This is a genomic window from Burkholderiales bacterium, from assembly GCA_035518095.1.
Lineage (GTDB): Bacteria > Pseudomonadota > Gammaproteobacteria > Burkholderiales > JAHFRG01 > JAHFRG01.
In genome coordinates, this window is sequence record DATIXX010000057.1 from 1 (window position 1) to 16,387 (window position 16,387).

Here is a 16,387-nt window from a genome sequence, read left to right on the forward strand (position 1 = left end):
AAGGCGCGGCGCATCGAAAAGCTTTTCCGGGGTTTGCGCTTGCATGCTGTAATTGCCCTTGCTTGCCAGGGTGCCACTCGCGATGATGTGGCTGCTGAAAACGACCATCACCTGCTCCACGTCCATTCCTTTGACATCATAGTCGCCGCTTAGCCCCCACCCGCTATCCCAGTGGATGTCGGCGGTACCTGTTGCCGTGCCCCCATAAAGTCTTGCGCGGATACTGCTCAACTGCATTTCACTGCTTGTCGCCACGCCTTGGGCCTCCAGGGAATCGAACGCGAATTCCGGGCCGATTGGCGATTGCCAACCCCTCGCGCTTAACTTAACCTCGTACTGCCGGTCCTTCCCGGTTACTTCCGCACTCAACTTGCCGTCAGAAGTCTGCAATGAGGCTTGCCGAACTGCTCCGTCCGGCGCCAGGCTGATTATTCCTTGCAACGGCGCCAAGGGAATATTTCGCAGTGCAAGTCTCACGTTTTTAAAGTCGACGCGGCTGATCTGCAGCGCTGGCGTGCCGCCCGTTGCCGTAGTCCACCGCGCAAGCCTGGGGAGTGCGTCCTGATCCAACGCGATGGTATCGACCTGCACATCGCCTAACTGGGTGCTTCCGCCCAGCACCAGATCCAATCCAGGCACGCGCACCGTTTCTATCTTGATATCTTTAAGCGTGCCGATCGTGAAGCCTTCGAGTTTGACTTGTGGGGATGGAAAAAGCGATACATACAGATTATTAATCGAGACGGGTTCATGCAACGTATCGGATGCCAGTTTTTCGATACGCGGAATATAATTATTCAGCGGGATCAACTGAACTAAGCCGACGGCCGCGGCAATAAGCAGTCCAAGTATTAACGCAGCGGGTTTCCAGTTGAACGGCTTCTTGGAGGCTCTCATTTTTTTTGCCGCCTCCCGCTCCTTGGCCTCTTCCTCGGCCTTGGCTTTCGCCTTTGCTACACGCAAGGCCTCTGCGTCCGCCTTGGCTTTTTCTTCTGCCTTGGCTCTTTCCCTGGCCTGGAGCTCCTCCCGTTCCTTGGCTTTTCTTCGTTCTTCCTCTTTTTCAGCCTCTTCCATCCGGCTCGATTTTGCTTTCCCTTCTTTTTTGGCGCTTTCTCGAATGCTTTCCCGGATTTCTGCTTCGGCCTTCGCCCAGGCCGCCTCTTCCGCCTTGGCGCGTGCTTCCTTACGCAATTTTTCCTCGTCTTGAGGTTTGACCGGTGCGCCTTCTCCAGCTCCAAGCTGCGCCTGGATTTCTGCTTGCATGCGTCTTTCTGCTTCGATTTTCGATCTCGCCTCGGTTTCTTCTCTTGCTTTCATTTCCGCCTTGGTTTTGGTCTCGGCCTCTCTCCTGTTCCGGGCTTCTGCCTCTATTTTGGATTTAGCTTCGTGCTCGTACTTAGCGGCTTCGATTTTCGATCTAGCCTCGGCGTCTTCTCTTGCTTTCATTTCTGCCTTGGCTTTGGTCTCGGCGTCTCTCTTGATTTGGGCGTCTGCCTCTATTTTAGCTTTGGCTTCCTGCTCATACTTAGCTGCTAGAGCGGCCTCCTCCTTTTTTCTACGTGCTTCGGCCTCGGCTTTTTCTTCAGCTTCTTTCCGTGCCCTGGCCTCGGCCTCGACTTTCGCGCGGGCTTCAGCCGCGGCCTTGGCTTTGGCCTCTGCTTCGAGGCGCGCCTTGGCTGCGGCCTCTTCTTTTGCTCTTACTTCCGCCGTCGCCCTGGCCTCCGCTTCAGCCCTTGCCTTAGCGTCGGCCTCTGCCTTTGCTTTGGCTTCGGCTTCCGACTTTGCTTTCGCTTCGGCCTCTGTCTTTGCTTTCGCGTCCGCTTCGGCACGTGCGCGTGATTCCGCTTCCGCCCGCAAGCGCGCTTCGGTCTCTCGCTTTGCCTTTGCTTCTGCCTCTACCTTGGCACGTGCTTCGGCTTCCGCCTTTGCTTTCAGTTCGGCCTGTGCCTTTGCTTTTGCTTCCGCTTCGGCACGTGCGCGTGATTCCGTCTCCGCTTTAGCGCGCGCTTCCGCATCATTTTTGGCGCGTGCGTCGGCTTCCGCCTTCGCACGGGCTTCTGCTTCTTTCCTGACTTTTTCTTCAGCCTCTTTTTTGGCTCTTGCCTCCGCTTCCGCGCGCGCCAGGTCGGCAACTGAAGGTGCAGCGGGCGCCGGCCTCGTGGGCTGAGTCAATCCGCCCCGAGGAGGCGGTTGCGTTAATCCGGGTCTAGGAGGCGGTTGCGTTAATCCGGGTCTAGGAGGTGGCTGGGTTCCTACTCTAGGAGGTGGCTGGCTTTGTTCTATCTGACGTGCCTTAGCCTGGTTATAAACATCGGCCTTGACTTCCGAGACGTCAATTCCCTTTCCGCCTTTGGTGAAGTCAAGGTCAGCCTGAAACAGGGTTTCCGGACCGCTGGAAAATATGCGGATGTAGCCTTCGTCCTCCAGCTTTTTCAGCATATCGCGCAGTTTGCTCTCGGTAAGTTTATCGTCTTTGCCGAGGAGACTGCCGACAGTGGATTTGCCGTCGACGAGCGTCAAGATCCGGCTAATGTCCTTGGGCAAGGCCTTGTTCTTCATTTCGAGCATGCCTTTGCCGGTCTTGGTGAATATAGTTTTCAGATTCATTTGCTCAAATAGATTCTGACGATTCCGAACTTTAGCTATGACAACTGTGATTAACGGGCGTGCCCGACCGCGCTCATTGGTTTTGAGCCCATATTATATGCACCTTAGGGTCTTACCGATAGCGGGAATGCGCTTCTGAACTCCAGGCATTACTGGCCATGCCGTGGACGCCCCGGCATCGGGCCCGCGCAGCGTAAACTGGGAAAAGGGGCAATTCACCAATGCGAGTTGCGGTAAAATGCAGAGCCTACCTCGTGCTCCCAGGAGCGTGGAATCTCCGGGTATGCCACCGGTAGGCGAGCGTTGGCCTGCGTATGCACAATCAAGAGTGCGCTCTGCAGTCCGCCTCGCCGTACTGTCTCACAGGAGCGACGCTACGCGAGCGCTGTTCGGCTCGGTAATCCGGGCAATGATCTTCTTCGCGCCTCGCGTTTTTTCGATGCCCCAGGAATATTTCCACGAGCGAACAAACCATGTTCTTAATAGCCCATCGCGGCTACCATCACTCGGTTCCGGAGAATACGCTTGCCGCCTTTGAGGCTGCAGTACAAATGGGTCTGGATGGGATCGAAACCGACGCGCGCTTAAGCCGCGACGGGCAAGTCCTGCTGATTCACGACCGCGTGCTTCACGATCGGCAAGCGGTGGCGGAACTGACCCGGCGTGAAATCGAGCAGGCGCTCGCCCACCCTGTTCCGGCATTGGCCGACGCATTGGAGCAATTCCCTCACGTCATGTGGAATGTCGAAATCAAAACTCGGGATGTTTTTCCGAGAGTACTGGAAGTTCTGCGGCGTTATCAACGAAGCCACAAGCTATTTGTGACCTCATTCCTGCACGAGTTGGTCGTGCGTTGCGCTGAATTGCTGGATGTGGACTGCGGGTTTCTCGTCGCGCATCGCCCCGTGCAATTACAGGAATTGCTAGGCGGCCGCGGCAACCACCCGAAGCTCCGGAGCATCGTTTGGGACTACAATACGCTCGACGAAGATATGCTGCGAGGCGCTGCAGCCGAGGGATGGAGTTCATTTGTATACGGCGCAGTGACGCCATCCGAACATATGAGCTGTGCCGAATTGAACCTTGCGGGCCTGATTACCGATTTTCCACAATATTTGAAAAAGTAAATCCATGTCCTTCATCCTGGCTCTGGACCAAGGCACGACCAGTTCGCGAGCCATAGTCTTCGACCATACCGGATCAATTCGGGCACAGGCGCAGCATGAGCTTACGCAGCATTATCCGAAACCGGGCTGGGTGGAACAGAATCCGAACGAGATTTGGTCAACGCAATTAGCCGTGGCACGCCTGGCACTGCAGCGCGCAGGCGTTCCGGCATCCGACATCGCCGCGTTAGGCATCACCAACCAGCGGGAGACCACCGTGGTGTGGGAACGCAAAAGCGGCGAACCTTTATGCAACGCCATCGTTTGGCAGGACCGCCGCACGGCGACTGACTGCGAGCTACTGCAGAACAAGGGCTTTAGCTCGCTTGTTTCCGTCAACACCGGGCTACTCCTCGACCCCTATTTTTCAGGCACAAAATTGCGCTGGATTCTAGATCATGTCAGCGGCGCGAGGAAAGCCGCCGAATCAGGAAGCCTGGCTTTCGGAACAGTGGATAGCTGGCTCATCTGGAAACTTACCGGAGGGGCCGCGCACATCACCGATGCCAGCAACGCGTCTCGTACCTTGCTGTACAACATTCACACTGGCAACTGGGACGAGAAGCTGCTGGCAATGCTTGACGTGCCGCACGCTGTGCTTCCGGCAGTGTGCCCGTCGAGCGGCGTAATCGCTGAAACCAAGGCGGACGTGCTGGGCGCCCGCATCCCGATCGCGGGAATTGCGGGCGACCAACAGGCGGCGCTTTTTGGACAATGCTGCTTCAGGCCGGGCATGGTGAAGAATACTTACGGAACCGGCTGTTTCATGCTATTGCACACTGGACACAAGCTGGTCAAATCGCATAACCGACTTTTGACGACGGTCGCGTGGCGCTTTGGTAAGCGCCTCGAATATGCGCTTGAAGGCAGCGTCTTCGTCGCGGGCGCGGTGGTACAGTGGCTGCGTGAAGGTTTGGGCATCATTCGTTCCTCGCGCGAGGCGGAAACGCTGGCGGCGAAGGTTCCCGATAACGGCGGGGTGTACTTGGTGCCGGCGTTTACAGGCCTCGGCAGTCCGCACTGGGACGCGTATGCGCGAGGCGCTATCCTAGGTCTTACGCGTGGCACGAATGCGGCGCACATTGCCCGTGCAGCACTGGAGAGCATCGCTTTTCAGAGTTCTGATCTGCTCGATTCCATGCGGGCAGATTCCAGGACTGGATTATCGGAGCTGCGGGTGGACGGCGGTGCGACGCAGAACAATCTCCTCATGCAGTTCCAAGCGGATTTGCTCGGTGTGCCGGTGGTCCGCCCCAAGATTTTCGAAACCACTGCTTTGGGCGCGGCCTATCTCGCGGGTCTGGCCGTGGGCTATTGGAAAAACCGGAAGGAAATCGCAGCGCAATGGCGGGCGGAGCGCAAGTTTGAACCCAAAATGAACCGCGCTGAAGCGCGGCAGATGCAGGCAAAATGGCAAAAAGCAGTTCACCGCGCCAAGGGTTGGGCGCGCAAATGATATTTCATTGGTTCTCGTACAACCGGTGGCGCTTGTGCCAGTTGATAATAGCTTCTCTGGGAAATTCGCCGAAATATCTGTCGCGCTTACGTTTCGGGACTTCTGCCCAGGGCGCCTTGTAATTTAGCATCACGTAATCGTGCCAGGGTGCGACCGGAAGCGGTGTGTCAATGGCCGAAGCAAAGGGGTAGACCCATTGCTTCCAACGCGGATCGGCCAGCCATAGCGCGGAGCCGCATTTGCTGCAGAAATACCTGCGCGCAGAGCTGAGGATATTCTTCCCGTTTTTGCCTTCAATCCGTGCCCTATATACGGAAAGATTTTTGCGGCCTGTCACTTTGAGAGTGTCTGATTCACCCAGGATGTTAACGGCATAACCACCGCCCCCCGCAGTCTTGCGGCAGATTGAACAGTAGCAGTACATGTAGGGATATGGAGTGCGGGATTCAACAGTGAAACGGCCAGCCCCGCAGTGACAAGAGCCCTTGAGCAGCATGATTTGTCTCCTTCGCTAAAGTGTGAAATGCATCTTTGCCAAACTTTGAAAATTGGCGGATATTATATTTTCGTGGAGAAAATCCGGATTATCCAGTCATGGCCAAGCTTGCGGTTTTCAACCAGAAGGGCGGGGTGGGGAAAACCACCGCTACGCTAAATCTCATGTCGGCTCTTGCCAGACAGGGTCGCGAACCGCTGGCAATAGATCTCGACCCGCAGGCGCACCTATCGTCGATCAGCGGCGTGCAGATAGCCTCAAGCGCGGACAGCATTTATGGATTCTACAACGATGGGCGCACGCTTACCGCGCTGATTTGCGACGCCAGCGTTGGCTGGCAGATTATCCCCTCGCACCTGGAACTCTCGAAGGTGGATACGCATTTCGGCAAGGGACCGAATGCGCTCAATCGGCTGAACACGGGTATTGTCAACGAAAACCTCAACACGGGCCGGCCGATATTAATTGACTGCTGCCCGATGTTGGGGGTGTTGTCGCTCAACGCAATTTTCGCAAGCGACAGAGTGCTGGTGCCGGTTTCGGCTGATTATCTTGCACTGAAGGGAGTGATGCAGGTCGAAAAGACCCTCAAAGCCCTGGAGCATGTGTTAAAAAAACGGGTGGAGCGGCGCTTCGTGATCACCCGCTTCGATGCGCGGCGCAAAATGTCGTGGGAGGTCTGCCGGCAGATCACGGACAAATTCGGTTCCGACGTCTGCGAGACGCGTATTTCGGAGAACGTCAGCGTAGCCGAGAGCCCGTACAACAACAAGGATGTGTTCGCGCACGCCCCGGATAGTCGCGGCGCGCAGGATTACCACGCGTTGCTTTGCGAATTGATCGCCTGCGGCTTCGTTGAATAAAACGCTAGCCTGCCTTATCCTGGTTGGCAATAAGAGAAACAATGTCCTCAAACGCTACTTTTTCTTTGGCCGTGATTTCCTTGGCTGCTGTATTTCCTGTTTCCGGAATAACGCTGCGCTCTAGAATTTCGAAATGCAGATACATTTGGCCGAGCTTGCGTTCCGCATCGGCCTGATCTCTTCCGTGGATCACCAAGTTTTGTATGGTGAGCCCGTTGCGGGTCCGGATTACGAAACCGAATTTAGTCATTGACGAATTTACTGCAATACCGCTGCCCCGGCCTCGGCAATCTGGGCGTCTTCAGCCGATTTCACACCGGAAACGCCGATGCCGCCTATCACCTCGCCGTCCGCATTAAGTGGCAGACCGCCTTCAAGCAATACCACGCCCGGTAGCGAAAGGTAGCCCATGCGACCGTCGGCAAGCCGCTCCTCCCAGCTTTTGGTATGGCGCTTGAACGCACTTGCGGAATACGCCTTGCCAATCGCCACTTTGACGCTGCCGAACTGTGTGCCGTCGGCACGCTGCAGATAGACCAGGTGACCGCCGTCGTCGACTATGGCGATCACTACTTTCCATTTATTGGCATTGGCCTTGGCTTCGGCCGCCGCCGCAACGCGCTTGGCCATTTCCAGTGTCAGGGCTTTTTTTTGCATTGTGCACTCCCAAAATCAACGCGTTTCAATCTTGAGCTGTTTCTGATATCGTTTGAAATTTTTTACGTAATCGTCCGCGTTCCATCTAATTAGCTTTATTTCATCCGCCGTTACCCGGCGCACGATTTTGCCCGGCGAGCCCATGACCACGGAACCTTCGGGAATTACCTTGCCCTCGGTGATCAGCGTGTTCGCGCCGATGATGCAATTTTTGCCTATGGAGGCGTGATTGAGAATAATGCTTTTGATGCCGATCAGGCAGTTGTCGCCTATGGTGCAGCCGTGCAGCATCACCAGATGACCTACGGACACATGCTTTCCGATAGTGAATTCGACGCCCTTGTCGGTATGCAGCACCGCGCCGTCCTGGACATTCGAGCCCTCGCCGATAGTGAGCGTTTCATTGTCGCCACGCACCACTGCATTGAACCAGACGCTGGTGTTGTTCTCCATAACCACGTTGCCGACGACCACGGCGTTGTCAGCGACGAAATGATGCTCGCCAATAAATTTGACTTTGTGTTCCCCGAGCGAAAAAATCATAGTTTTTTTGGCTGGTTAATAGATGCTTTGAAGCCACACCATTATAGCGCTGCAGCCGGTAAAATGGCTTTATGAATTTGTACCATTTGCTGAATCTGCGAGCTGAATCTGGCAAACCGCTGCGCGTGGGATTGATCGGAGCGGGCAAGTTCGCCTCGATGTTTCTCGCGCAGGCACGGCGCATGCCGGGAGTTCAAGTTACGGCCGTTGCCGACGTAGCGCCGGAGCGTGCGCTGGAGGCGTTGCGCCGCTGCGGATGGAAGGACAACCAGTTCGATGCCGCGAGTTTCGCTGAGGCGGCCAAGCGCCGCGCGGTTTATGTTGGCGGCGATGCGCTGGGATTAATAGGCGCGGAAAGCGTTGAAATCGTGATCGACGCGACCGGCAACCCGACCGCGGGCATTCAGCATGTTTTGGCGTGCTGCGACCACCACAAGCACATCATCATGGTCAATATTGAGGCGGATGCATTGGCGGGGCCTTTGCTTGCGCGCCGTGCCCGCGAAGCCGGGATCATTTATTCGCTAGCCTATGGCGACCAGCCGGCGCTGATCTGCGAGCTTGTGGACTGGGCGCGTGCTGCCGGCTTTGAGGTCATCGCAGCGGGAAAGGGAACGAAGTATCTGCCCGAGTACCATGCTTCCACTCCGGACACCGTATGGGATTATTACGGTTTCAGCGAAGATATGGTGAAATACGGTGGCTTCAATGCGCAAATGTTCAATTCGTTCTTGGACGGGACCAAGTCGGCGATTGAAATGGCGGCAGTAGCGAACGCCACGGGGCTTAGTCCGCCGCGGCAGGGCCTGAGTTTTCCGCCCTGTGGCGCCAATGAGCTGCCGCAGGTGCTGCGCCCGATATCGGCAGGCGGCGTGCTTGAAAATCCCGGAATGGTGGAAGTGGTTTCCAGCTTGAAGCGCGACGGGACACAGGTTGCGCGCGATTTGCGCTGGGGCGTATACGTCGTTTTTGCCGCGTCGAGCGAATATGTGGCGCGCTGCTTCAAGGAATATGGCTTGATGACCGATGATTCGGGACGCTACGCCGCGATGTACAAGCCTTATCACCTGATCGGATTGGAACTCGGCATCAGCGTAGCCTCGGTCGGCCTGCGCAATGAGCCGACCGGCGCGCCCACCGATTTTCGCGGCGACGTGGCTTCGGTGGCCAAGCGCGATTTAAAACAAGGAGAAATGCTTGACGGGGAGGGCGGCTATACAGTTTACGGTAAGCTCACACCTGCGCGCGACTCGCTTGCCATGGGCTGCTTACCCATCGGTCTTGCACACGGCGTGAAACTTAAGAATTCGATTCGCGCCGGCGCGCTTCTAACCTGGGGCGATGTGGCAATCAAGGAAGAAGATCCTGCGATTCGCTTCAGGCGGGAGATGGAGCTGCAGTTTAAAGAGCATTGGCGAATTGGATCCACTGCAGCGCAAGCAAGTTGATTGCCTTGTTGCAACAAAATCAGAAACTATTGCAGCACTTCTTCTAATTGCTGGAGGAACTGCAATACCGCAGCCTCGTCGCGCCGCAGCGCGGCGGTGCCCCGCTCGCGGCGTTCGGGTTTTGGTAACGGACCGGAGGGGAGCGGGGCGATGAGTCCCTGGAGATAAGCCACCACCAGCCCCGGGTGCACATAGTATTTCCGGCACACGGCGCGCGTGTTGCCGAGCCGCTTGGCGACCGCGTCGATTGCCCGGGCTATGTTTCGCTCCGCGTCTCTGCGGGTCTTTGCGGGCCCCATCGCGCACAGTTCCTTGGCCGCCAGCATCGTCCCGGCCCAAGTGCGGAAATCCTTAGCGGTGATGTCGCGGCCGGTAATTTCGCGCAAATAGGCGTTAACGTCGTCCGATGAAATGATCTGGCGCTTGCCCGATGTGTCGAGGTATTTGAACAATTCCTGCCCCGGCAAATCCTGGCATTGCTGAACGATGCGCGCAAGCCGCCGGTCGGTGATGGCTACCGTGTGATTGATGCCGCTCTTGCCGCGGAAATTGAAGCGCAGTTTTGCACCTTTGACCTCGACGTGCCGGTCGCGCAGCGTGGTGAGCCCGAATGAGCGGTTCTCGCGGAGGTACTCGTAGTTGCCGACGCGAATGAGCGTTTTGTCCAGCAGGCGCACGACGGTGGCGAGAATCTGGCGGCGCGTCAGGTCGCGCGCGCGCAGGTCGTGTTCCACCCGCTCTCGGATTTCCGGAAGGATTTCGCTGAACTCAAGTATGCGGCTGAACTTGGAGCGGTCTCGCGCTGCGCGATATGAAGGATGGTAGCGGTATTGCTTGCGCCCACGCGCATCGCGCGCGGTCGCCTGGATATGGCCTTTGGGATCGGGGCAAATCCATACGTCGGTCCACGCCGGCGGAATCACCAGCGAATTGATACGATTCTTCTCTTCGCTGTTGATACGCGAGCCGTCAGGAGCGAAGTAAATCCACCCTTTCCCCGCCCGCTGCCGCCGGATTCCGGCAACACCGTCCGTTACGTAATTGAGCCCGGCACGAATTGCCGCCTGGCGATGTTCTTCCGTAAGCCGCGAGGTCAATGCATGCTCCTTTTTTTGGCGGCTTATATGATAAAGGACGGACTCACGGCACGCCATGATCAAATGGCGATCGTTATTTCTCGCTTAGCCAACGTATTGCCGAAGATATTCCTGGGCGGCGCATATTCTCAGGAATCAAACGAGCTTAAATCCCGCAATGGGTTCATTTTCACGGGAGTCGTCCAAGTTTTGATGTCTGCCATATTTCCAGGCCTGAAGCGCATTTCTGTTTCTGTGGTTTCCAGGTTCTGGGTCAAGGCCTTATCCGCATATGTGGTTATCGAGATGGAATAATCGAAATTGGTGACCATCTCTTTCTGCAAACAGGTATAGCCGGCCGCATCCTGCGGAGCGAGTTTTTTTACAATTGCGCAACTCTGGCTCGACTCAGGCGAAGAAAAAGTGACCTTGACCCAAAGCGTCCGTGCCGTTTTGTTTTTCAGCATCAGCATCAGTGCCAGCTGTCCTGCTTCTTCACTGACCGTGGTGCCGTTAACAATAACCACCCAACGGGAATTAAACGCGCTCTTTGGCGGTCGAAATTCCTGCATGGCAGCATACCCGCTGCCGACGCATAACGCGAAAATAATTAATTTGGCAATTTGTCGATGCATATGCTCTCCTTGTGGCAATTGCAGTATAAAGTTTGCGATTAAGCAGGCGCTCGCTCATTTTTGCCTGCGCCACACGCTCGCCAGCCACGGCTGCTGTTCGCGCGGCAGGCCGGCAGGGCGGTAATAATGCGTCAGCTCAACGAATCCCGCAGCCGACACAAAGCAGCGCCAGGTTTCGAGATCATGATACGCGCCATAGCGCCCACGGTTCCAGCCTTCCTCGTTATGGCCGCGCGGGTTCGAGCTGAATAGCACCCCGCCCGGTTTCAGTGTCGCATGCAATTCCGCCAGGACGCGCGGCAATTCCTGGCTGGGCACATGAAACAGCGCAGCATTGGCGAACACGCCATCGAAATGGTTATCGGGCAGATCGAGCTTGAGGAAATCCTGCTGCCATACCTCGCGGCCGCTGTATGCGCGCGCCATTCCGACGAAGCGCGGCGCGCCTTCCAAACCCACGGCGACGTGGCCGAGGTCGTCAAATGTCTTGAGATCGCGCCCCGGTCCACACCCAAAATCGAGTATCGTGAATGGCGGTTTACTTTCGATGTATTGCAAAAGTGCCGCGATGTTCTGGCTGACGTCGTGATCCCGCGTGCCCTCCTGGAAATCCTCGGCGCTCCGGTTGTAATGTTCCAGCGTGAGGCTTGAGATTTTTTCCAAGTCTTGCGGATTGAGTCTCAAGGTCGAAATAGTCATGACCGTAGGACCGCCGAGAACGGTCCCAATTCGGCGCGAATGGTCGTCTTACGATGTGCTTTTGTCAGCCGCGAAATCAACACATGCATCCTTCTCTAATCGATTTGCACAGTGTTCAGTGGAGTCGCCAGGTGGTGGTAAAGAACTGCTAAAGACGCAACCGATCCTAGATGTGGTCAGGTAAATCAAGAATCCGCGTCCCAGATGCGCTTGCGAAAGTAATCTCGCCAACCTTTGGGAAGCGCGGGCAAATTGGTTACGCGGCGCAATGTGTCCTGATTTGCTGCATCAGCCGTATACAGATTGACGATATCGGCTACCGTAACGCCATGCTCGTCGTGGGCCAGAAGATCTATCGGGTCGCCGGCGATAACCTCTCCTTCCCGAAGGACAGCAAGATAGAAACCCGTACGGCCGCTGTGCAGGAAGCGCTTTACCATATCCGGACGGCCGAACCGAATGCCGAGCTTGTAGCACGGCATTCGAGGTTGCGTGACCACAAACTCGGCAGATCCAGCCTTGATGCGATCGCCAATGTGAACCTTGTCTTCAAGCATGCCTTCGGTCGTGAAATTCTCACCGAACATCGCCCAAGGTAAATCCATCTCCGGCAGTTCCTCGCGCCAATATGGATAGTGTTCGGATGGATAAACATAAACAGCCTTATCGGCTCCGCCGTGTACCGACAGATCGGATTGCTCGTCGCCGTTTAAGTTGAGCTTCGCAACTTGAACACTGCCGTTAACTGGTGCCTTGAAGATGGAGGTGCGCACCGGCTTTCCGTTCCAAAAGACTTCGCGCGGAAGCCCCACATTGACGGATAAGAGTTTCACCGGTATTGGATTACATCCTTATTGGTTATCGTGCAGTGCGCGGCGCCAGCTTCAAATTACACACCAAAAAGCGATTTTACGTCAGGCATTTTGCATCCGCTTTTTTTATCGCGCAACGGGATATGATTTTATATGCCGGCCACGAGAAGCGGCATGATAGCAAAAACCCCGAGCGTCACTATCTACACCGTTCCCGCTCTGGAGTCTCTGCTCGCAAAGTACTCGCGGATCGTCAGGCCGCGAAGCCAAAAATCAACCGTGAACTGCGCGGCGGGCAACACGCCATGCACGACACACGCCAAGGCGTTTAGTCAGATTCTGCACGACTGTTTTCCGTGACCCAGTGGGCCCGGCGTCAATCCGGCCGGCAACTCCATGGCGCCCAAGACGTTACTCAGCGCCGGGCCGCCCGCCGCTCGCCCTCTCCGTAACCTAAAGTCAAGCCGTTTTTCCCGGGCAGCACTTCAATGTCGAATTGTAGATCCAACCAAACAACAAGCCTCCAACCGCACCATCCACCAACGCGTAGATCGTTCCAATTATGATTTGGCCGATTGTGGGGCCGGAGTTGTAGCCCGGATATATTGAAGCAGCGAGATCAAGGAAAGCCTGGCCGTAGGGCGGCCAAATTGCATTTGCCACAGTAGTAAGCAGGACCGCGGCGCCCCAAAGCAATCCGGTTGTGATGGTCAAAGCGATAACATTGAGTCGCATAATGCCTCCTCGCAGAGCAGGTGAGTTAATACGCTATTTCATTCTTGAAGGCAGCTTGATGCTTCGTCCCGCCACCATGAAGTTGCCCCCGCCGCGGTGGTGTATGGTCCGCGGGTCTTTCCGCGAGGGTTCTTTCCACGCTTTGACAACCTCGAGGATGAAAAAGTTGTATTTTACAGCCAACCGCGCATCGACGACTTTGCATTCGAGATTGGCGTGGCACTCGGCTATGAGAGGTGCCTTAACGCGCGACGCTGCAACTGGCGTCAGACGAAATCTTTTGAACTTATCTACGTTTCGCCCTGACGTGTTTCCGCAGCCTACCGCCTTCATTGCGAGCTCAACTGTCGGGATATTGATTACGCACTCTTTGGTTGCCTTCAAAATGCCGAAGGTAAAGCTCTGGTCGCCGATTACGCAGCCCACAATCGGAGGCTCGAAGTCCATCATCGTGTGCCAGGACATGGTCATGATGTTGGCTCGCCCATTTCTTTCGGTGGTCACCATTACAACCGGCCCCGGTTCAAGCAGGCGGTAGACCCTGGACAAAGGCAGGGTTCTTTTCATCGTCACACCATCAGCGAGCCCCGTTGTCTTTATTGTTTGAAAAAGCAGTAAGCGGCTATTTTGCCGGGTCAGCGCACCCGTTCGGCGCTCAACTGCAGCAAAGAATTTTTATAGCTGAGAGCGAGCCCGGGCGCCTTGATCTAAATCAACAGCGAACCCCTGTTACTTTTCACGGCTCAGCGGAAATGTGAGGCGAATTGCGAGCGTGAACTCCCACCTTCGATGATTAGGAAAACTGTAGCTGCGACGCCGGCAAATGCTCCGGTGGATTGAAAGATCAGTTCAGGTCAATCTTTTTACCGTTTACGGCGCGCCACCAGCGCCACCAGGCCAGGGCCGATAGCACTATCATCATGATTGCGCCCATTCCAAAGCCGATGCGTTCCAACAGATCATGCGTGCTGCTTAGGAAGGCCAGCGTTTCGATGGAAAAACTTCCGCCAGAAGATACGTGTGCCCATACCGCGGCCCATGAAAATATGGCCGCGAACGTAGAGCACATGAGCGCGGCAACCAGCATATAGAGCGCGGGGTACGAGTAACGATACTTGGCGATCAAAGTCAATACGCCCATACAGAGGAACACAATCCCGAGCCCGAGCACGACCAACCTTGGTGCGGTGAGCCTTGAATGGCCTAAATGTATGAAATCGACGGAGATCAGCAGTAGAACCGCGCCCGCCAGCAAGAAGACAAGTTTCCCCAAGAGAGGAAAGTCCATTATGTCAGGAGATTTTTTGATGGTTTTCCTCTTCGGCAATAGTTTGCTAAACAGAGTTTTCGTGGAGCGCTTTTTGCGTGCTTTAGCCATACGGCGACTTGGTTGATTTTTACAAGCTGAACGCGATTACCTGTTAACAATGCGGTCAAGTTCGCGGAACCGGGTCAAAGCCCGTCCCCGCTTCTTTATTCTGCCGAGTCGTAGCATCTTGTCTTTAAGCCTGCATTTTGCCTCTTTCCGCGGCCCCGAACTTGACGGCCAAATCGCCCGCAGAACAACCTTTGATTTTGCGCGTCCATGCTACGTCATTCTGATTCTGCGCGATGTGCATTGCTTCATATTCAAGCGGTTTTGCCCACATTACAATGAGTTGCTTTCAAAGATTCCTCGGTCCACGGGTATTTTTGAGACGAACCGAACCAGAAAATAATTCCAGATTGCCGTTTGAGATCGCGCCCCCCGGTTCCTGAGTACAGGCGAGGCTATTAGGCTGGAAACCAGTCGCATATTCCCCGCGGCATGCTCAAACGGAATGGTCATCTATCCGACAAATCGCATAATGGCTTTACTCCATTGAATATAAACTTAAAAGTTACACAAAAGGCTGGTTTTGGCGGCGAGGGGATCAACATGAACAGCTTCGCAGAGATTCAATCACCGGTAACGTGATTGTCTGCTCAAGTGGTTAGGTGCCGTTCAATTTCCCTGCAACGGCGTATCACGCATGAACCGCAACGAACATGCCCATCGAGAACATGCAAATGAGCTGAACAAAGAAGAACGCGAAGCGGATTGCGGCCGCAAGATTGGTCGGTTTCAGGGAGATATGAACGAGGGTTTGAAATACGCGCGCAAAGATCAAGACAATGGCCAAAGTGTCCAGGACCGGATTTTGCACCCCGGTTGCAACGATTGCCACGACGATGGCCGCGTATACGGCGAGGTTTTCCACACAGTTCGCGTGGGCGCGCATCGCGCGCTGATACCATTCGCTGCCTTGAGGCAGGTCTGCCCGCCATTCACTCATTGTGGCGCGCTTGGTCAAGATTTGGCTCCATCGGTACACACCGTCGCTGCCAAGCAGTGTGACCAGCGTCCAACCCGCAAACCCGAGCAGCACCCACACCGGAATGCTCATTTCAACCGCCTTCGTTTATCGAAAGCGGCGCACCGTTGTCACATGACGAAGCATTCGCATATTGGTTCTCCTGTTAGAATTGGGCGACCTTTCCCAATCTAAAAAACGCCGCAGAAAACGGCTTTGTTGCGCGGCCCGTCGCGTGCAGGTTATTCGGAATTGATTTAACGCCTAATCCGCTGAGGTCACTTCGCCAATATGTCGATGAGCTTCTTGTCATTCAGCAGATTTTGTATTACGTCCGCGAGGGCCTTGTTGATCAGCTCCTGGTTTTTGTCCTGACTTGGCGGGATAAGCAGCGTATTTTTATTTACCACCTCGTACAGGTTCTCGTAAGTCGTTGTCCCGTTTTTAACATCGGCCTTGAGCCTCGCAAGAGTACGGATATAGTCGGTCCAGGAACCCGTTGGCGTGGAATATTGCAGTGCTTGAATTTCCACTTTTAGCAGAAGTGGGGCATCCCCGGACACAATGTTTACTTTGAAACCGTATTTTTGCAATCCTTCATAAATTTTTTCTTGCACAACATCGGCGACATTGGAATCGGTGAGGATGATTGAATCCTTGTCCAACCGCGTGGTGCGATAGCCCAGAACCTTGTCCTCGCGAGCGTCGGTAACCATTAAGGCCACCGTTTTGCCTTGTCCGACACCGGAACTCAGCACTTCGACGTCGGGGTTAATCAGCACTTTCTGCGGGGTAAGGGCGCAACCGCCTAAGATTAACAGCAGGGAAACTGAGAATAAGGATTTGTTCATGATGACCTCG

At 55.2% G+C, this 16,387-nt stretch carries 18 protein-coding genes; 4 read left to right on the top strand and 14 right to left on the bottom strand.

The window, feature by feature from the left end:
• On the bottom strand, nucleotides 1-2,607 hold a 2,607-nt coding region (locus VLV32_09785; GenBank protein ID HUL42174.1), incomplete at its 3' end, for an AsmA family protein.
• A gap of 473 nt (nucleotides 2,608-3,080) precedes the next feature.
• On the opposite strand from VLV32_09785, the gene VLV32_09790 reads away from it, so the two are divergent.
• Both VLV32_09790 and glpK read left to right on the top strand, forming a co-directional pair.
• A complete protein-coding gene (locus VLV32_09790; protein HUL42175.1) occupies nucleotides 3,081-3,734 on the top strand; it encodes a glycerophosphodiester phosphodiesterase in 654 nt (217 codons plus the stop codon).
• Between the two features lie 4 nt (nucleotides 3,735-3,738).
• Nucleotides 3,739-5,229: a glycerol kinase GlpK gene (glpK, locus tag VLV32_09795; protein HUL42176.1), complete on the top strand. Its 1,491-nt coding sequence runs from the start codon at nucleotides 3,739-3,741 to the stop codon at nucleotides 5,227-5,229.
• A 4-nt stretch (nucleotides 5,230-5,233) separates the two neighbouring features.
• Here the strand turns inward: glpK and VLV32_09800 are convergent, their stop codons facing one another.
• Nucleotides 5,234-5,725 carry a GFA family protein gene (locus VLV32_09800; protein ID HUL42177.1) on the bottom strand — a complete coding sequence of 164 codons (492 nt, stop codon included), beginning with the start codon at nucleotides 5,723-5,725 and terminating at the stop codon, nucleotides 5,234-5,236.
• A 98-nt stretch (nucleotides 5,726-5,823) separates the two neighbouring features.
• Between VLV32_09800 and VLV32_09805 the strand changes: the two genes are divergently transcribed.
• Complete coding sequence (locus tag VLV32_09805) at nucleotides 5,824-6,588, top strand: ParA family protein (protein HUL42178.1); 765 nt, start codon at nucleotides 5,824-5,826, stop codon at nucleotides 6,586-6,588.
• 4 nt (nucleotides 6,589-6,592) lie between these two features.
• On the opposite strand, the gene VLV32_09810 is transcribed toward VLV32_09805, so the two are convergent.
• Genes VLV32_09810 through VLV32_09820 form a run of 3 tightly spaced genes read right to left on the bottom strand, consistent with a single transcriptional unit; the run spans nucleotide 6,593 to nucleotide 7,788 of the window.
• Nucleotides 6,593-6,838 carry a hypothetical protein gene (locus tag VLV32_09810; GenBank protein HUL42179.1) on the bottom strand — a complete coding sequence of 82 codons (246 nt, stop codon included), beginning with the start codon at nucleotides 6,836-6,838 and terminating at the stop codon, nucleotides 6,593-6,595.
• Between the two features lie 8 nt (nucleotides 6,839-6,846).
• Nucleotides 6,847-7,245, bottom strand: a complete 399-nt coding sequence (locus VLV32_09815; protein ID HUL42180.1) for a heme-binding protein — start codon at nucleotides 7,243-7,245, stop codon at nucleotides 6,847-6,849.
• Between the two features lie 15 nt (nucleotides 7,246-7,260).
• Nucleotides 7,261-7,788, bottom strand: coding sequence for a gamma carbonic anhydrase family protein (locus VLV32_09820; GenBank protein ID HUL42181.1), 528 nt, complete (start codon nucleotides 7,786-7,788; stop codon nucleotides 7,261-7,263).
• 71 nt (nucleotides 7,789-7,859) lie between these two features.
• Here VLV32_09820 and VLV32_09825 point away from each other — a divergent pair, with 71 nt between their 5' ends.
• A complete protein-coding gene (locus VLV32_09825; GenBank protein ID HUL42182.1) occupies nucleotides 7,860-9,236 on the top strand; it encodes a Gfo/Idh/MocA family oxidoreductase in 1,377 nt (458 codons plus the stop codon).
• 26 nt (nucleotides 9,237-9,262) lie between these two features.
• Here the strand turns inward: VLV32_09825 and VLV32_09830 are convergent, their stop codons facing one another.
• The 9 genes from VLV32_09830 to VLV32_09870 form a co-directional block, all read right to left on the bottom strand.
• The gene (locus tag VLV32_09830; GenBank protein ID HUL42183.1) at nucleotides 9,263-10,333 is read right to left on the bottom strand and encodes a DNA topoisomerase IB; all 1,071 of its coding nucleotides are present in this window, start codon (nucleotides 10,331-10,333) and stop codon (nucleotides 9,263-9,265) included.
• Nucleotides 10,334-10,461: 128 nt separating this feature from the next.
• Nucleotides 10,462-10,947 carry a hypothetical protein gene (locus tag VLV32_09835; protein ID HUL42184.1) on the bottom strand — a complete coding sequence of 162 codons (486 nt, stop codon included), beginning with the start codon at nucleotides 10,945-10,947 and terminating at the stop codon, nucleotides 10,462-10,464.
• A 54-nt stretch (nucleotides 10,948-11,001) separates the two neighbouring features.
• Nucleotides 11,002-11,646 (bottom strand): class I SAM-dependent methyltransferase, encoded by a 645-nt coding sequence (locus tag VLV32_09840; protein HUL42185.1) that lies wholly within the window; start codon nucleotides 11,644-11,646, stop codon nucleotides 11,002-11,004.
• Nucleotides 11,647-11,831: 185 nt separating this feature from the next.
• Entirely contained in the window at nucleotides 11,832-12,479 is a 648-nt protein-coding gene (locus tag VLV32_09845; protein ID HUL42186.1) for an MOSC domain-containing protein, read from the bottom strand.
• A gap of 438 nt (nucleotides 12,480-12,917) precedes the next feature.
• Nucleotides 12,918-13,193 carry a hypothetical protein gene (locus VLV32_09850; protein HUL42187.1) on the bottom strand — a complete coding sequence of 92 codons (276 nt, stop codon included), beginning with the start codon at nucleotides 13,191-13,193 and terminating at the stop codon, nucleotides 12,918-12,920.
• 33 nt (nucleotides 13,194-13,226) lie between these two features.
• A complete protein-coding gene (locus VLV32_09855; GenBank protein HUL42188.1) occupies nucleotides 13,227-13,760 on the bottom strand; it encodes a flavin reductase family protein in 534 nt (177 codons plus the stop codon).
• Between the two features lie 277 nt (nucleotides 13,761-14,037).
• Nucleotides 14,038-14,481, bottom strand: coding sequence for a hypothetical protein (locus VLV32_09860; GenBank protein HUL42189.1), 444 nt, complete (start codon nucleotides 14,479-14,481; stop codon nucleotides 14,038-14,040).
• A 718-nt stretch (nucleotides 14,482-15,199) separates the two neighbouring features.
• Nucleotides 15,200-15,619, bottom strand: a complete 420-nt coding sequence (locus VLV32_09865; GenBank protein ID HUL42190.1) for an MAPEG family protein — start codon at nucleotides 15,617-15,619, stop codon at nucleotides 15,200-15,202.
• 185 nt (nucleotides 15,620-15,804) lie between these two features.
• Nucleotides 15,805-16,377, bottom strand: coding sequence for a YajG family lipoprotein (locus tag VLV32_09870; GenBank protein ID HUL42191.1), 573 nt, complete (start codon nucleotides 16,375-16,377; stop codon nucleotides 15,805-15,807).
• Between the last annotated feature and the right edge of the window lie 10 nt (nucleotides 16,378-16,387).

What these genes read in the sequence shown, in the direction of transcription:
- VLV32_09790 (HUL42175.1), top strand. Translation starts at nt 3,081, where the DNA reads ATGTTCTTAATAGCCCATCGCGGCTACCATCACTCGGTTCCGGAGAAT.
- glpK (HUL42176.1), top strand. Translation starts at nt 3,739, where the DNA reads ATGTCCTTCATCCTGGCTCTGGACCAAGGCACGACCAGTTCGCGAGCC.
- VLV32_09800 (HUL42177.1), bottom strand. Translation starts at nt 5,725, where the DNA reads ATGCTGCTCAAGGGCTCTTGTCACTGCGGGGCTGGCCGTTTCACTGTT.
- VLV32_09805 (HUL42178.1), top strand. Translation starts at nt 5,824, where the DNA reads ATGGCCAAGCTTGCGGTTTTCAACCAGAAGGGCGGGGTGGGGAAAACC.
- VLV32_09810 (HUL42179.1), bottom strand. Translation starts at nt 6,838, where the DNA reads ATGACTAAATTCGGTTTCGTAATCCGGACCCGCAACGGGCTCACCATA.
- VLV32_09815 (HUL42180.1), bottom strand. Translation starts at nt 7,245, where the DNA reads ATGCAAAAAAAAGCCCTGACACTGGAAATGGCCAAGCGCGTTGCGGCG.
- VLV32_09820 (HUL42181.1), bottom strand. Translation starts at nt 7,788, where the DNA reads ATGATTTTTTCGCTCGGGGAACACAAAGTCAAATTTATTGGCGAGCAT.
- VLV32_09825 (HUL42182.1), top strand. Translation starts at nt 7,860, where the DNA reads ATGAATTTGTACCATTTGCTGAATCTGCGAGCTGAATCTGGCAAACCG.
- VLV32_09835 (HUL42184.1), bottom strand. Translation starts at nt 10,947, where the DNA reads ATGCATCGACAAATTGCCAAATTAATTATTTTCGCGTTATGCGTCGGC.
- VLV32_09840 (HUL42185.1), bottom strand. Translation starts at nt 11,646, where the DNA reads ATGACTATTTCGACCTTGAGACTCAATCCGCAAGACTTGGAAAAAATC.
- VLV32_09850 (HUL42187.1), bottom strand. Translation starts at nt 13,193, where the DNA reads ATGCGACTCAATGTTATCGCTTTGACCATCACAACCGGATTGCTTTGG.
- VLV32_09855 (HUL42188.1), bottom strand. Translation starts at nt 13,760, where the DNA reads ATGAAAAGAACCCTGCCTTTGTCCAGGGTCTACCGCCTGCTTGAACCG.
- VLV32_09860 (HUL42189.1), bottom strand. Translation starts at nt 14,481, where the DNA reads ATGGACTTTCCTCTCTTGGGGAAACTTGTCTTCTTGCTGGCGGGCGCG.
- VLV32_09865 (HUL42190.1), bottom strand. Translation starts at nt 15,619, where the DNA reads ATGAGCATTCCGGTGTGGGTGCTGCTCGGGTTTGCGGGTTGGACGCTG.
- VLV32_09870 (HUL42191.1), bottom strand. Translation starts at nt 16,377, where the DNA reads ATGAACAAATCCTTATTCTCAGTTTCCCTGCTGTTAATCTTAGGCGGT.